We start from the raw sequence: 13800 nt of genomic DNA, 5'->3' as shown, positions 1-13800 counted from the left end.
TATGTCTCAGGCTGCATTGAACACGCGCAACCGCGATGACGAGGAAGAATACACCTCTTCACGCCGCAGTAATGGAACGCGTCTTGCAGGCATCATTTTCCTGCTCGGGGTGCTGTGCACCGTGTTTATCAGCGGCTGGATGGTCCTGGGCTGGATGGAAGATGCGCAGCGGTTGCCGCTTTCTAAGCTGGTGGTCACCGGTGAGCGTCACTACACGCGTAACGACGATATTCGCCAGTCAATACTGGCGCTGGGCTCGCCTGGCACCTTTATGACGCAGGACGTCAATATTATCCAAAGCCAGATTGAACGTCTGCCATGGATAAAACAGGCGAGCGTAAGAAAGCAATGGCCTGATGAATTGAAGATTCATCTGGTTGAATATGTGCCCATTGCGCGTTGGAATGATCAGCACATGGTTGACGTCGACGGAAATTCCTTCAGCGTCCCGACCGATCGTGTCAACAAGCAGAATTTACCGATGTTGTATGGCCCTGAAGGCAGCGAAAACGAGGTTTTACAGGGTTTTCGTGAAATGGGTCAGGTGCTGGCGAAGGACAGGTTTACGTTAAAAGATGCTGCAATGACGGCGCGCCGCTCCTGGCAGCTTACGTTAACGAACGGCATTAAGCTCAACCTGGGACGCGGGGACACCATGAAGCGTCTGGCGCGTTTTGTCGAACTTTACCCGGTTTTACAGCAGCAGGCACAGACTGACGGCAAACGGATAAGCTACGTTGATTTGCGCTATGACTCAGGCGCAGCAGTCGGTTGGGTACCGGCTCCGGTCGAGGAACCTAATCAGCAACAGAATCAGGCACAGGTACAGGCAGAACAACAATGATCAAGGCGACGGACAGAAAACTGGTAGTTGGACTGGAGATTGGCACCGCGAAGGTTGCCGCTTTAGTAGGGGAAGTTCTGCCCGACGGTATGGTCAATATCATTGGCGTGGGCAGTTGCCCGTCACGTGGTATGGATAAAGGTGGGGTAAACGATCTTGAATCGGTGGTGAAATGCGTCCAGCGCGCCATCGATCAGGCTGAATTGATGGCAGATTGCCAGATTTCTTCTGTCTATCTTGCCCTTTCTGGTAAGCACATTAGCTGCCAGAACGAAATCGGCATGGTGCCGATTTCCGAAGAGGAAGTGACGCAGGAAGACGTTGAAAACGTTGTGCATACGGCGAAGTCCGTGCGTGTTCGCGATGAGCATCGCGTATTGCACGTGATCCCGCAGGAATATGCGATTGACTACCAGGAAGGGATCAAAAACCCGGTTGGTCTGTCAGGCGTTCGTATGCAGGCAAAAGTGCACCTGATCACATGTCACAACGATATGGCGAAGAACATTGTAAAAGCCGTTGAACGTTGTGGCCTGAAAGTTGACCAACTTATTTTCGCCGGTCTGGCGGCAAGTTATTCCGTACTGACCGAAGATGAACGTGAACTGGGTGTCTGTGTGGTCGATATTGGTGGTGGTACAATGGACATGGCCGTGTATACCGGCGGTGCGCTGCGCCACACCAAAGTGATCCCGTACGCAGGGAACGTCGTGACCAGCGATATTGCTTACGCTTTTGGTACGCCACCGAGCGATGCAGAAGCGATTAAAGTGCGCCACGGCTGTGCGCTGGGTTCTATCGTTGGCAAAGATGAGAGCGTTGAAGTGCCAAGCGTCGGTGGTCGTCCACCGCGCAGCCTGCAGCGCCAGACGTTGGCTGAGGTGATCGAGCCGCGCTATACCGAGCTGCTCAACCTGGTCAACGAAGAAATTTTACAGTTACAGGAACAGCTTCGTCAGCAGGGTGTTAAACATCATCTTGCGGCGGGGATTGTATTAACCGGCGGTGCAGCGCAAATTGAAGGTCTTGCGGCCTGTGCGCAGCGCGTCTTCCATACGCAGGTACGTATTGGGGCGCCGCTGAATATTACCGGTTTAACGGATTATGCTCAGGAGCCGTATTATTCAACGGCTGTGGGCCTGCTCCACTACGGGAAGGAATCTCATCTCAGTGGTGAAGCGGAAGTGGAAAAACGCGTCTCAGTGGGGTCGTGGGTCAAACGACTGAACAACTGGTTGCGAAAAGAGTTTTAATTTTTTTAAGAGACCGGAGAGAATTAGCGGTCTCGGGCGACAGGCACAACGGAGAGAGAAATTATGTTTGAACCTATGGAACTGACCAACGACGCGGTGATTAAAGTCATCGGCGTCGGTGGCGGCGGCGGTAACGCCGTAGAGCATATGGTGCGTGAACGCATTGAAGGTGTTGAATTCTTCGCGGTTAACACCGATGCGCAGGCACTGCGTAAGACGGCGGTAGGCCAGACTATCCAGATCGGCGGTGGTATCACCAAAGGGCTGGGAGCTGGGGCTAACCCGGAAGTGGGTCGCAATGCGGCTGAAGAAGATCGTGAAGCCCTGCGCGCTGCACTGGAAGGTGCGGACATGGTCTTCATCGCAGCAGGTATGGGTGGCGGTACCGGTACCGGCGCAGCACCTGTTGTGGCTGAAGTTGCTAAAGATTTAGGTATTCTGACCGTTGCTGTCGTGACCAAGCCTTTCAATTTTGAAGGCAAGAAGCGTATGGCCTTCGCGGAGCAGGGTATCACCGAGCTGTCCAAACATGTGGACTCGCTGATCACCATCCCGAACGACAAACTGTTGAAGGTTCTGGGTCGCGGTATCTCCCTGCTGGACGCCTTCGGCGCAGCAAACGACGTGCTGAAAGGCGCGGTTCAGGGTATCGCTGAACTGATTACCCGTCCTGGCCTGATGAACGTTGACTTTGCAGACGTTCGCACCGTGATGTCCGAAATGGGCTACGCGATGATGGGCTCTGGCGTGGCGAGCGGCGAAGACCGTGCAGAAGAAGCGGCTGAAATGGCTATCTCTTCTCCACTGCTGGAAGATATCGACCTGTCTGGTGCGCGCGGCGTGCTGGTCAACATTACCGCTGGCTTTGACCTGCGTCTGGATGAGTTCGAAACCGTGGGTAACACCATCCGTGCGTTCGCCTCTGACAACGCTACCGTGGTAATCGGTACTTCACTTGACCCTGAAATGAACGACGAGCTGCGTGTTACCGTTGTGGCAACCGGTATCGGTATGGACAAGCGTCCTGAGATTACCTTAGTGACTAACAAGCAGACTCAGCAACCGGTAATGGATCGTTACCAGCAGCACGGTATGTCTCCGCTGACTCAGGAGCAGAAACCGGCCGCGAAAGTGGTGAACGACCCAACGCCGCAAACGGCGAAAGAGCCAGATTATCTGGATATCCCGGCGTTCCTGCGTAAGCAAGCTGATTAAGAATTGGCTGGAATTAGGGGATTTGCGCTCTTTGTGCTAAACTGGCCCACCGTTAGTGATATACACTCTCGGTTGGATAGTTAATTTGGCGAGATTATACGATGATCAAACAAAGGACACTTAAACGTATCGTTCAGGCGACGGGTGTCGGTTTACATACCGGCAAGAAAGTCACGCTGACGTTACGCCCTGCGCCGGCCAATACCGGGGTCATCTATCGTCGCACCGACTTGAATCCACCGGTAGATTTTCCGGCCGATGCCAAATCTGTGCGTGATACTATGCTCTGTACTTGTCTGGTGAACGAGCATGACGTGCGGATTTCTACCGTAGAGCACCTGAACGCCGCCCTGGCGGGTCTGGGTATCGACAACATTATTGTTGAAGTCGACGCGCCAGAAATCCCGATTATGGATGGCAGTGCTGCACCGTTCGTCTATCTGTTGCTGGATGCCGGCATCGAAGAACTGAACTGCGCGAAGAAATTTGTCCGCATCAAAGAGACCGTTCGCGTCGAAGATGGCGACAAGTGGGCTGAATTTAAACCGTACAATGGTTTCTCGTTGGACTTTACCATCGACTTTAACCATCCGGCGATTGATTCCAGCACCCAGCGCTATGCGATGAACTTCTCTGCCGATGCGTTTATGCGCCAGATCAGCCGAGCCCGTACGTTTGGCTTCATGCGTGATATCGAATATCTGCAGTCCCGCGGCCTGTGCCTGGGCGGCAGCTTCGATTGTGCCATCGTTGTTGACGATTATCGCGTACTGAACGAAGACGGCCTGCGTTTCGAAGATGAATTCGTTCGTCACAAAATGCTGGACGCTATCGGCGACCTGTTCATGTGTGGTCACAACATCATTGGTGCATTTACCGCGTTCAAATCCGGTCATGCGCTGAACAACAAACTGTTGCAGGCCGTCCTGGCAAAACAGGAAGCCTGGGAATATGTGACCTTCGAAGACGAAGCAGAACTGCCGTTGGCTTTCAAAGCGCCAAGCATGGTTCTGGCGTAACGGTTCACGCCGTTTCGTAAAAAATCGACTGGTTAACCTGGTACTCTCTCCGGCCAGGAAGACCAGTCGTTTTTATTTTTACCCTTCTTTGTTTGCCCCAGCGTTATTTCTAGTCTGTCTTGCGCAGAAAGTGTGTGCGTTAGCTGCATTCTTGACCGTTTTTCCCCGCGGCGGCGCCTCATTCCTGCTGATGTGCATTGGCTTTAGTGGTAATATCTGGGCGCTTAAAAAAATAACTGAAGATAGCCTGTAGCAGGCTGGCTTATGTGGTGGAGCAAGTGAGCGGAATACTGACGCGCTGGCGACAATTTGGCAGACGTTACTTCTGGCCGCATCTCTTATTAGGGATGGTCGCGGCGAGTTTCGGCTTGCCTGCGCTCTGCAACAGTGCCGAAGCGGCGACGCCGACGAAGACCTCTACCAGCAAACACGATCTCAATACGCGGGTTAACTTTACAAATCTCGCCTGGCTTGAAGCCAGTCGCCGCCCGAATTTCTCCGTTGATTACTGGCACCAGCACGCTATCCGCACGGTTATCCGCCATCTCTCCTTCGCGATGGCGCCGCAGGCAATGCCTGTTGCGGAAGAGGCGCTGCCGGTGCAGGCGCAGCATCTTGCCCTGCTGGACACGCTCAACGCGCTGCTCACGCAGGACAGCCAGCCGCCGGTTATGGTTCGCCAGACGGCGCAACGCGCGCTCGTTCCTCCTGTTTCATTCTCTGTTTCAACCTGGATTAGCCAGGTTCACGGCATTCGCGCCGGGCCTCAACGCCTCAGCTAAATTAACTTTTTCAATACCTTAATTTATCTGCCCATGATGGGGCGTTTGAGAATTTATTATGCTAATCAAATTATTAACTAAAGTTTTTGGTAGTCGTAACGATCGTACCCTGCGCCGTATGCGCAAAGCTGTTGCCGTCATCAACGGTATGGAACCGGCGATGGAGAAGCTCTCTGATGATGAGCTGAAAGCGAAAACGGCGGAATTCCGTGCGCGTCTGGAAAAAGGTGAAACCTTAGAAAGCCTGATCCCGGAAGCATTTGCGGTCGTGCGTGAAGCAAGTAAGCGCGTGTTCGGCATGCGTCACTTCGACGTTCAGCTGCTGGGCGGGATGGTGCTTAACGAACGCTGCATCGCGGAAATGCGTACCGGTGAAGGTAAAACCCTGACCGCAACGCTGCCGGCTTACCTGAATGCGTTGACCGGTAAAGGCGTTCACGTCGTTACCGTCAACGACTATCTGGCGCAGCGTGACGCCGAAAACAACCGTCCACTGTTCGAATTCCTCGGCATGACCGTCGGCATCAACATGTCTGGCCTGCCTGCACCAGCCAAGCGTGAAGCGTATAACGCGGACATTACCTACGGTACCAACAACGAATACGGCTTCGACTACCTGCGTGACAACATGGCGTTCAGCCCTGAAGAGCGCGTCCAGCGTAAGCTGCACTACGCGCTGGTGGATGAGGTGGACTCCATCCTGATCGATGAAGCGCGTACTCCGCTTATCATCTCCGGCCCGGCTGAAGACAGCTCCGAGATGTACCGTAAAGTCGACAAAATCATTCCACACCTGCTGCGCCAGGAGAAAGAAGACTCGGATACCTTCCAGGGTGAAGGTCACTTCTCCGTGGATGAAAAAGCGCGCCAGGTGAACCTGACCGAGCGTGGTCTGGTGAAAATCGAAGAGCTGCTGGTGGCTGAAGGCATTATGGAAGAGGGCGAGTCTCTGTACTCTCCGAGCAACATCATGCTGATGCACCACGTGACCGCAGCGCTGCGTGCCCACGCGCTGTTCACCCGCGACGTCGACTACATCGTAAAAGACGGCGAAGTGATCATTGTCGATGAGCACACCGGTCGTACCATGCAGGGACGTCGCTGGTCTGACGGTCTGCACCAGGCTGTAGAAGCCAAAGAAGGCGTGGATATTCAAAACGAAAACCAGACGCTGGCGTCTATCACCTTCCAGAACTACTTCCGTCTGTACGAGAAGCTGGCGGGCATGACCGGTACAGCCGATACCGAAGCGTTTGAATTCAGCTCTATCTACAAGCTGGATACCGTGGTCGTTCCAACCAACCGTCCGATGATCCGTAAGGATATGCCGGACCTGGTGTACATGACCGAAGCGGAAAAAATTCAGGCGATCATCGAAGACATTCGCGAGCGTACTGCTAAAGGCCAGCCGGTTCTGGTGGGGACCATCTCCATTGAAAAATCCGAAGTGGTTTCTCACGAGCTGACGAAAGCGGGCATCAAGCACAACGTACTGAACGCCAAATTCCACGCCAAAGAAGCAGATATTGTTGCGCAGGCAGGTTATCCGGCTGCGGTAACCATCGCCACCAACATGGCGGGTCGTGGTACCGATATTATGCTGGGCGGAAGCTGGCAGGCCGAGGTGGCTGAGCTGGAAAACCCAACGCCTGAACAGATTGCTCAGATTAAGGCCGACTGGCAGGTGCGTCACGACGCGGTGCTGGCATCCGGCGGTCTGCATATCATTGGTACCGAGCGTCACGAATCGCGTCGTATCGATAACCAGCTGCGTGGTCGTGCGGGTCGTCAGGGTGATGCCGGTTCTTCCCGCTTCTATCTGTCGATGGAGGATGCGCTGATGCGTATTTTCGCCTCCGACCGCGTGTCCGGCATGATGCGCAAGCTGGGCATGAAGCCGGGTGAAGCCATTGAACACCCGTGGGTTACCAAAGCGATCGCGAACGCACAGCGTAAAGTGGAAAGCCGCAACTTTGATATTCGTAAGCAGCTGCTGGAATACGATGACGTGGCTAACGACCAGCGTCGTGCGATCTACACCCAGCGTAACGAACTGCTGGACGTGTCCGACGTGAGCGAAACCATCAACAGCATCCGCGAAGATGTGTTTAAAGCCACGATTGATGCGCACATTCCGCCGCAGTCTCTGGAAGAGATGTGGGACATCGAAGGCCTGCAGGAACGCCTGAAAAACGACTTTGACCTCGATCTGCCTATCAAAGAGTGGCTGGATAAAGAGCCTGAGCTGCACGAAGAGACCCTGCGCGAGCGTATCTACGAAACCGCGCTGGACGTCTACAAGCGCAAGGAAGAGGTCGTTGGCGCTGAGATGATGCGTCACTTCGAAAAAGGCGTGATGCTGCAGACGCTGGATTCCCTGTGGAAAGAGCACCTGGCGGCGATGGACTACCTGCGTCAGGGTATCCACCTGCGTGGCTATGCGCAGAAAGATCCGAAGCAGGAATACAAGCGTGAGTCCTTCTCCATGTTTGCCTCTATGCTTGAGTCGCTGAAGTATGAAGTCATCAGCACCCTGAGCAAGGTTCAGGTGCGCATGCCGGAAGAAGTGGAAGCGATGGAGCAGCAGCGTCGTGAAGAAGCCGAGCGTCTGGCACAAATGCAACAGCTGAGCCATCAGACCGACGACAGCGAAGCCGCAGCGGCAATCGCCGCGCAAACCGGCGATCGTAAAGTGGGTCGTAACGATCCATGCCCGTGCGGTTCTGGTAAAAAGTACAAGGCGTGCCACGGCCGTCTGAGCTAAGTTCATAAAAAAACAAAAAGGCGCAGATTTCTGCGCCTTTTTTATGGAAGTGACAATATGAAAATACTGCAAATTGCCGTCGGGATTATTCGCAACCCGCAAAATCAAATCTTCATCACCCAGCGCGCTGCCGACGCCCATATGGCGAACAAGTGGGAGTTTCCAGGCGGTAAAATCGAGTCAGGTGAAACGCCGGAAGAGGCGCTGGTTCGCGAGCTTCAGGAGGAGGTGGGGATCACCCCGCTTGGCGCAACGCTGTTTGATAAGCTTGAGTACCAGTTTCCGGACAGACACATCACGCTGTGGTTCTGGCTGGTGGAAAACTGGGAAGGTGAACCCTGGGGGAAAGAGGGGCAGCCGGGTAACTGGGTGGAGCTTCAGGCAAGTGATGCCGAAAAATTCCCGCCAGCTAATGAGCCTGTGATCCTGCGGTTAGTCGAACAACCGAAGGCCTGCTAAGCGACGCGCCAGCAGGCTCTACGGATTACTGCTGGCTTTCACTCCAGTCATCGCTGTCCGAAAGATCGCCTTTACTCGGAATGCGTTTTTCTTCCGCCGCCCATTCGCCCAGGTCAATAAGCTGGCAGCGTTTGCAGCAGAATGGGCGGAACGGACTCACTTCGCCCCAGACAACGGTTTTGCCACAGGTCGGGCAGTTTACGGTGGTGACATCAGACATCGGCACTCCTTAACAACAGGCCAGTTCAAAATCGAGGCGTTCCGGCACGGTGCCATTTTCGCTGTCCAGCGGCATAAAGCGAATCGCAAAGCGGCTCTTATGCCCGGAAATTTGCGGATAAAGCTGTTCGCCAAGCGATAAATTCAGGCGCAGAAGATCGGCATCATCACCGTTGTCCTGGTAGAAACCGTTCAGGCTGGTTTGCTTGCGGAACGGCGCTGAGTTACGGATCAGATCGAGGATCAGCGACAGCGTCTGGTGCATCGGCTCCAGGCTTGCCAGCCAGCTGTTCACCTGCGCGTCACGCTGCGCTTGTGGCATATGGAGCCACATATGCAGCGTCGGCAGGTCGAAGCTGCAGCAACCGCCAGGGATGCTCAGGCGCTGGCGCACCAGGCCAATCAGGCGGTCCTCACGCAAAAACTGCCCGACGCGCGGTGCGGCCATCAGGATGCTGCTGCTGGTTTTAAGCTGCTGACGAAGGGAATCGATACGGCTTACGTCCACCCCCGGAACCTCAGCCCATGCCTGCAATTTACGCTGCTGGCGCTCCAGCTCTTTAAGCAATTCTGTGCGGACATCGCCGCGTTCAATCACATCCAGCAGATCGCCTACATTGCGGAAGAAGTGCAACGCCGTAGCATGATCGTTAACCGGCAGATGTTGTGAAAGCTGCTGAATGAGGAATTCGATGCGCAGCCAGGTACGCATTTTTTCGTTGAGCGGATGCTCAAAAAGGATGTGAGTCGACATTATGGTTTTTCCTGTGCAACGGCCTGCCCGGCTAACGTCAGATACTGCGCGTGCAGACGGGCAACATCCGATGCAATAGCATCTGGTGCGCCGTTATTATCAATAACATCATCCGCCACGGCAAGGCGCTGAGCGCGCGTGGCCTGAGCGGCGAGAATATGTTCAGCATGCTCGCGCGAGACATGGTCTCGCATCATGGTTCTCTGGATTTGCGTCTCGGGTGTGACATCAATCACCAGTACCCGATCGGCTTTCTGATGCAGCTGATTTTCCACCAGCAGCGGAACCACCCACAAGACATAGGGCGAGCGGGCTTCGGCTATCTGACGCTGTGTTTCCTGGTGGATAATGGGATGGAGCAGGGAATTAAGCCAGGCTTTTTCCGCTGAATCGGAAAAAATGCATTCGCGAAGCTGACGGCGATTTAGCGTGCCATCGGCATTGATGATTGCCTGGCCAAAATGTTCTGCGATGGCCTTAAGCGCGGGTGTATTGGGCTCTACCACCTGGCGGGCAATAATATCGGCATCGATAATCGTGATACCCAAACGAGAAAACGCGTCTGCAACGGTACTTTTGCCACTACCGATGCCACCGGTTAATGCAACGATATACCCCATTAAATCAAATCCTGGGAATTATTCATTATTAAAATCAGTTGATTAAAACTCTCAGGTGCGCCAGCAACTGTTTAGCCCTGTTTACCGGCTTTTTACCAGGTAAATTTATAGGATTGTAGCGTAAAAAAAGAGAATTTCGCAGTCTTGCGGAGCAGGTATTAGTGCGTATGATAGCGTCACTGGAGTTGTGCTTTTAACATATTTGCCTCTAACCCCAGGAATCCGCACATGCGTATCGAAGAAGATCTGAAGTTAGGTTTCAAAGACGTTCTTATCCGCCCTAAACGCTCTACACTGAAAAGTCGCTCAGACGTTGAACTCGAACGTCAATTCACCTTTAAGCATTCCGGTCAGACCTGGTCTGGCGTGCCGATCATCGCTGCCAACATGGATACTGTGGGAACCTTTGAGATGGCAACCGCGCTGGCACAGTTCGACATCCTCACCGCCGTACACAAACATTACAGCCCTGAAGAGTGGGATGCGTTTGTGGCGTCCGCCTCTGCTGATGTGGTGAAGCACGTGATGGTCTCCACCGGTACCTCCGATGCGGATTTCGAGAAGACCAAACAGATCCTGAAGGCTAACCCGGCGCTGAACTTCGTTTGTATTGATGTGGCGAACGGTTACTCCGAGCACTTCGTACAGTTCGTCAGCAAGGCGCGTGAGGCCTGGCCGACGAAAACCATCATCGCGGGCAACGTGGTGACCGGTGAAATGTGTGAAGAGCTGATCCTCTCCGGTGCCGATATCGTGAAAGTGGGCATCGGTCCGGGCTCCGTATGCACCACGCGCGTCAAAACCGGCGTCGGTTATCCGCAGCTCTCTGCCGTCATTGAATGTGCCGATGCGGCGCACGGGCTGGGCGGCCAGATCATCAGCGACGGTGGTTGCACCATGCCGGGTGATGTCGCAAAGGCCTTCGGCGGCGGCGCGGACTTCGTGATGCTCGGCGGCATGCTGGCAGGTCACGAAGAGAGCGGCGGTACCGTAGTAGAAGAGAACGGCGAGAAATTTATGCTGTTCTACGGTATGAGCTCTGAGTCTGCGATGACCCGTCACGTCGGCGGCGTGGCAAAATACCGTGCGGCAGAAGGTAAAACCGTCAAGCTGCCTCTGCGCGGCCCGGTTGAAAACACCGCACGCGATATCCTCGGCGGCCTGCGCTCTGCCTGCACCTACGTTGGCGCCTCCCGCCTGAAAGAGCTGACAAAGCGTACGACGTTTATTCGCGTTCAGGAACAAGAAAACCGCGTATTCAACAGCCTGTAATGGCTATCGCTGGCGCATGCCCGTGCGCCAGCCCTGTTGTACTATCCCGCGCTCATCGCATCTCCCAGGTGGAATATCGGCAGGTACATTGCCACCACCAGCGTACCAATAATGACCCCCGTCACTATCAGAAGCACTGGCTCCAGAAGCGCCGCCAGATTCTCTGCACGTTGAAAGGTCTGTTCCGTATGATGGCGGGCAAGGTTTGCCAGCATGATATCCAGCGCACCTGACATTTCACCGGTTCGTAAAAGCTGAACACAGAGCGGGGTAAAGATTGCCGCTCTTTGAAAGGATGACCAGACGGGAAGGCCTTTTTCAATGTCCTCCCGCACGCCGCGCAGTATTCCCTGCCAGTACTGACTTTCAACGGTCTCCTCGGCACTCTCCAGGCCCTGTAAAAAGGGGATACCCGCCTGTTGCGTGAGTGACAGCACGGTAAAGACGTGTCCCAGCTTTTGACCTTTTGCCAGTGCGCCCATCACGGGCGTATGCAGCAGGATGCACTGCCAGCGAGGATTCTGCCGCAGAGCCCAGGCGACGGCTAAGGGGGCTAATAGCAGGACGAACAACGCAAGGGCATATGACTGCATAAAGGCGGCCATCCCCATAACCATCTGTGTCAGCACGGGAAGCGGGGTATTAAACGTTTTGTAGATCGCGGCAAACTCGGGCAGGACCAGAGTGACCATCGCCAGCACGACGAGCACAGCCAGCGTCAGGACGATCGCCGGGTAGCGCAGCGCCTTTTTCACTTTTGCACTGAGCTGCTGCTGCGCTTTTTGTTGCTGCGCGAGCTGACGACAGCACACCTCCAGCTTCCCCGTCAGCTCTCCGGTTTTCACCATCGAGACATGCAGCGGGCTAAAAACGGCTGGCCACTTTTTTAGCGACTCAGAAAACGGGCATCCTTCACTGAGCTCATCGGCAATGCTTTGCAGCAGCGCCTGCCACGGTTTTAACGGATGTTGCTCTGCCAGCATTTGCAGGCTGTGGGACAGCGTCAGACCAGCCTGCAGCAGCGAGGCGAGCTGATGAAACATCTCGCCGCAGTGGTGTGGACGCCAGCGGTGTCGCTGCGTGCATCGGGTCAGCGTCAGAGGATGGAGGTCGTTACGCATCAGCCGGGTGAAGACCGCATTGCGGTCTGTGGCCCAGAGTGTCCCGCTTCGGGGCTCTCCATCTTTGGTGAGCGCACGCCAGCGCCAGAGCTGATTAGCCGCCATTGGGCATTCCCAGGACGCGCAACAACTCTTCAATCGTGGTTAGCCCTTGTTCGACGGCTCTGCAGCCGTGTTCAAAAAGAGAAACCATCCCCGCCTGCCGGGCGCTCGCCTCTATGACGTCAGTTCCCGCCCCGCTGGCAATGGCCTGCCGGAGGGCATTGTCGATGGCAAGTACTTCAAAAATGGCCACGCGGCCATAAAAGCCGTGATAACAGCGATCGCAGCCGGTGGGCTGCCAGCGTGGAAGCGGCCTGGGCCATACTGAGCGAGGTAGTTGAGCCTGATCGCGGGTTTCCCGGCGACAATGTGGGCACAAACGCCGGACCAGTCGCTGGGCAATCACCATCGTCAGCGCGGAAGAAATCATCCAGCGCGCGACGCCCATCTGCTCCAGGCGAATGAGCGTTTCCGTCGTCGAGTTGGTGTGCAGGGTCGACAGCACCAGATGCCCGGTCTGGGCAGCATTAATGGCAATCCCGGCCGTTTCTCCGTCACGGATTTCGCCGACCATAATGATGTCGGGATCCTGACGTAGCAGTGCGCGCAGCACGTTCTGGAAGGTTAAACCCGCCCGGGGATTAATCTGCGTCTGGTTTAATCCGGCAAGGGGGATCTCAATAGGATCTTCCACGCTGCAGATGTTGACGTCAGGGGTGTTACGCGACTGCAGCGCGCTGTACAGCGTCACGGTTTTGCCGCTGCCGGTAGGGCCGGTGACCAGAATCAGCCCCTGCGGCTGGTGGAGAACCGCATTAAAACAGGCCAACTGTTCAGCATTCATGCCAAGCGCTTTCGGCTCAAGGGCCTGCGGAACCTGATGCAGGAGGCGCAGCACAATTTTTTCGCCGCCGCTGCAGGGAAGCGTCGCGATCCGAAACGAGACCGGCTCATTGGCCAGTTCAATCGTAAACTGGCCGTCCTGAGGCAGTCGGCGTTCTGCAATATCCAGGTTACCCAGCACTTTTAAACGTGCGCTTAACAGGTTAGCCAGTTCAGCGGCAAGCGGAGGCTGCGGACAAAGTACGCCGTCGATACGTAAACGAATCTGGCACGCGTGCTCCATCGGTTCGAGATGAATATCAGAGGCGCGCTGGTTGATTGCCTGCTGCAGCGTGTGGTTAAGGACATCTACCGTAGAGTGTGTTTGCGAAACGCCGGGCAGATACGATTGTGACGTTAGCTGCCGGTGTTTTTCCATGCGCTCCGCGCTCCAGCACTCAATATCAATCCGTTTCTGGGTCGCGAAACGCAGCGCCTCCATGAGTTCGGTCGCGGGCTTTCCCACGACGGCAATGTTGATCCTCTCACTGTCGCTGGATAGCAGCAGTGCGTGATGGCGAAGACAAAGCGCCACGAGTTGATCGGTATTCATT

The 13800-nt window shown here is 55.0% G+C and carries 13 protein-coding genes; 8 read left to right on the top strand and 5 right to left on the bottom strand.

Annotation, left to right across the window (positions count from 1 at the left end):
• The first annotated feature begins 1 nt into the window (after nt 1).
• The 7 genes from ftsQ to mutT all read left to right on the top strand — a co-directional run bounded on the left by ftsQ (nt 2) and on the right by mutT (nt 8336).
• Nucleotides 2-844 (top strand): cell division protein FtsQ, encoded by an 843-nt coding sequence (gene ftsQ / locus C6A40_RS02940; protein WP_008501979.1) that lies wholly within the window; start codon nt 2-4, stop codon nt 842-844.
• A complete protein-coding gene (gene ftsA, locus C6A40_RS02935) occupies nt 841-2097 on the top strand; it encodes a cell division protein FtsA (RefSeq protein WP_006173845.1) in 1257 nt (418 codons plus the stop codon). Before ftsQ ends, ftsA begins: the two co-directional genes overlap by 4 nt.
• Nucleotides 2098-2160: 63 nt before the next feature.
• A complete protein-coding gene (gene ftsZ, locus C6A40_RS02930) occupies nt 2161-3312 on the top strand; it encodes a cell division protein FtsZ (RefSeq protein WP_008501978.1) in 1152 nt (383 codons plus the stop codon).
• A gap of 101 nt (nt 3313-3413) precedes the next feature.
• Nucleotides 3414-4331, top strand: a complete 918-nt coding sequence (gene lpxC, locus C6A40_RS02925) for a UDP-3-O-acyl-N-acetylglucosamine deacetylase (RefSeq protein ID WP_008501977.1) — start codon at nt 3414-3416, stop codon at nt 4329-4331.
• Between the two features lie 278 nt (nt 4332-4609).
• Nucleotides 4610-5113 carry a secA translation cis-regulator SecM gene (gene secM / locus C6A40_RS02920; RefSeq protein ID WP_072204985.1) on the top strand — a complete coding sequence of 168 codons (504 nt, stop codon included), beginning with the start codon at nt 4610-4612 and terminating at the stop codon, nt 5111-5113.
• A 58-nt stretch (nt 5114-5171) separates the two neighbouring features.
• The gene (gene secA, locus C6A40_RS02915) at nt 5172-7877 is read left to right on the top strand and encodes a preprotein translocase subunit SecA (RefSeq protein ID WP_021240521.1); all 2706 of its coding nucleotides are present in this window, start codon (nt 5172-5174) and stop codon (nt 7875-7877) included.
• 57 nt (nt 7878-7934) lie between these two features.
• A complete protein-coding gene (gene mutT / locus C6A40_RS02910; protein WP_039265675.1) occupies nt 7935-8336 on the top strand; it encodes an 8-oxo-dGTP diphosphatase MutT in 402 nt (133 codons plus the stop codon).
• A gap of 25 nt (nt 8337-8361) precedes the next feature.
• Here mutT and yacG read toward each other — a convergent pair whose 3' ends face one another.
• From yacG to coaE, 3 genes are read right to left on the bottom strand one after another with little or no spacing between them, the layout of a single operon-like run.
• The gene (gene yacG / locus C6A40_RS02905) at nt 8362-8556 is read right to left on the bottom strand and encodes a DNA gyrase inhibitor YacG (protein ID WP_021240519.1); all 195 of its coding nucleotides are present in this window, start codon (nt 8554-8556) and stop codon (nt 8362-8364) included.
• A 9-nt stretch (nt 8557-8565) separates the two neighbouring features.
• Nucleotides 8566-9309 (bottom strand): cell division protein ZapD, encoded by a 744-nt coding sequence (gene zapD / locus C6A40_RS02900; protein ID WP_008501972.1) that lies wholly within the window; start codon nt 9307-9309, stop codon nt 8566-8568.
• On the bottom strand, nt 9309-9929 hold the full coding sequence (gene coaE / locus C6A40_RS02895) for a dephospho-CoA kinase (RefSeq protein WP_114191234.1): 621 nt from the start codon (nt 9927-9929) through the stop codon (nt 9309-9311). Before coaE ends, zapD begins: the two co-directional genes overlap by 1 nt.
• Before the next feature lie 228 nt (nt 9930-10157).
• On the opposite strand from coaE, the gene C6A40_RS02890 reads away from it, so the two are divergent.
• Nucleotides 10158-11201: a GMP reductase gene (locus tag C6A40_RS02890; protein ID WP_023293282.1), complete on the top strand. Its 1044-nt coding sequence runs from the start codon at nt 10158-10160 to the stop codon at nt 11199-11201.
• Nucleotides 11202-11242: 41 nt separating this feature from the next.
• On the opposite strand, the gene hofC is transcribed toward C6A40_RS02890, so the two are convergent.
• Nucleotides 11243-12427, bottom strand: a complete 1185-nt coding sequence (gene hofC / locus C6A40_RS02885; protein WP_045335679.1) for a protein transport protein HofC — start codon at nt 12425-12427, stop codon at nt 11243-11245.
• Entirely contained in the window at nt 12417-13799 is a 1383-nt protein-coding gene (gene gspE, locus C6A40_RS02880) for a type II secretion system protein GspE (protein WP_045335681.1), read from the bottom strand. Before gspE ends, hofC begins: the two co-directional genes overlap by 11 nt.
• Between the last annotated feature and the right edge of the window lies 1 nt (nt 13800).

It is taken from the genome of Enterobacter sp. GER_MD16_1505_Eko_090 (assembly GCF_003331015.1).
Classification (GTDB): Bacteria; Pseudomonadota; Gammaproteobacteria; order Enterobacterales; family Enterobacteriaceae; genus Enterobacter; species Enterobacter roggenkampii.
Note: the sequence above shows the minus strand (reverse complement) of the source record. Positions and strands in the feature narration are given on the sequence as shown.

Bases quoted from the DNA above. Each gene is read 5' to 3' on its own strand.
- mutT (WP_039265675.1), top strand. From the start codon at position 7,935: ATGAAAATACTGCAAATTGCCGTCGGGATTATTCGCAACCCGCAAAAT.
- C6A40_RS02890 (WP_023293282.1), top strand. From the start codon at position 10,158: ATGCGTATCGAAGAAGATCTGAAGTTAGGTTTCAAAGACGTTCTTATC.
- ftsZ (WP_008501978.1), top strand. From the start codon at position 2,161: ATGTTTGAACCTATGGAACTGACCAACGACGCGGTGATTAAAGTCATC.
- yacG (WP_021240519.1), bottom strand. From the start codon at position 8,556: ATGTCTGATGTCACCACCGTAAACTGCCCGACCTGTGGCAAAACCGTT.
- ftsA (WP_006173845.1), top strand. From the start codon at position 841: ATGATCAAGGCGACGGACAGAAAACTGGTAGTTGGACTGGAGATTGGC.
- ftsQ (WP_008501979.1), top strand. From the start codon at position 2: ATGTCTCAGGCTGCATTGAACACGCGCAACCGCGATGACGAGGAAGAA.
- hofC (WP_045335679.1), bottom strand. From the start codon at position 12,427: ATGGCGGCTAATCAGCTCTGGCGCTGGCGTGCGCTCACCAAAGATGGA.
- coaE (WP_114191234.1), bottom strand. From the start codon at position 9,929: ATGGGGTATATCGTTGCATTAACCGGTGGCATCGGTAGTGGCAAAAGT.
- gspE (WP_045335681.1), bottom strand. From the start codon at position 13,799: ATGAATACCGATCAACTCGTGGCGCTTTGTCTTCGCCATCACGCACTG.
- secA (WP_021240521.1), top strand. From the start codon at position 5,172: ATGCTAATCAAATTATTAACTAAAGTTTTTGGTAGTCGTAACGATCGT.
- zapD (WP_008501972.1), bottom strand. From the start codon at position 9,309: ATGTCGACTCACATCCTTTTTGAGCATCCGCTCAACGAAAAAATGCGT.
- lpxC (WP_008501977.1), top strand. From the start codon at position 3,414: ATGATCAAACAAAGGACACTTAAACGTATCGTTCAGGCGACGGGTGTC.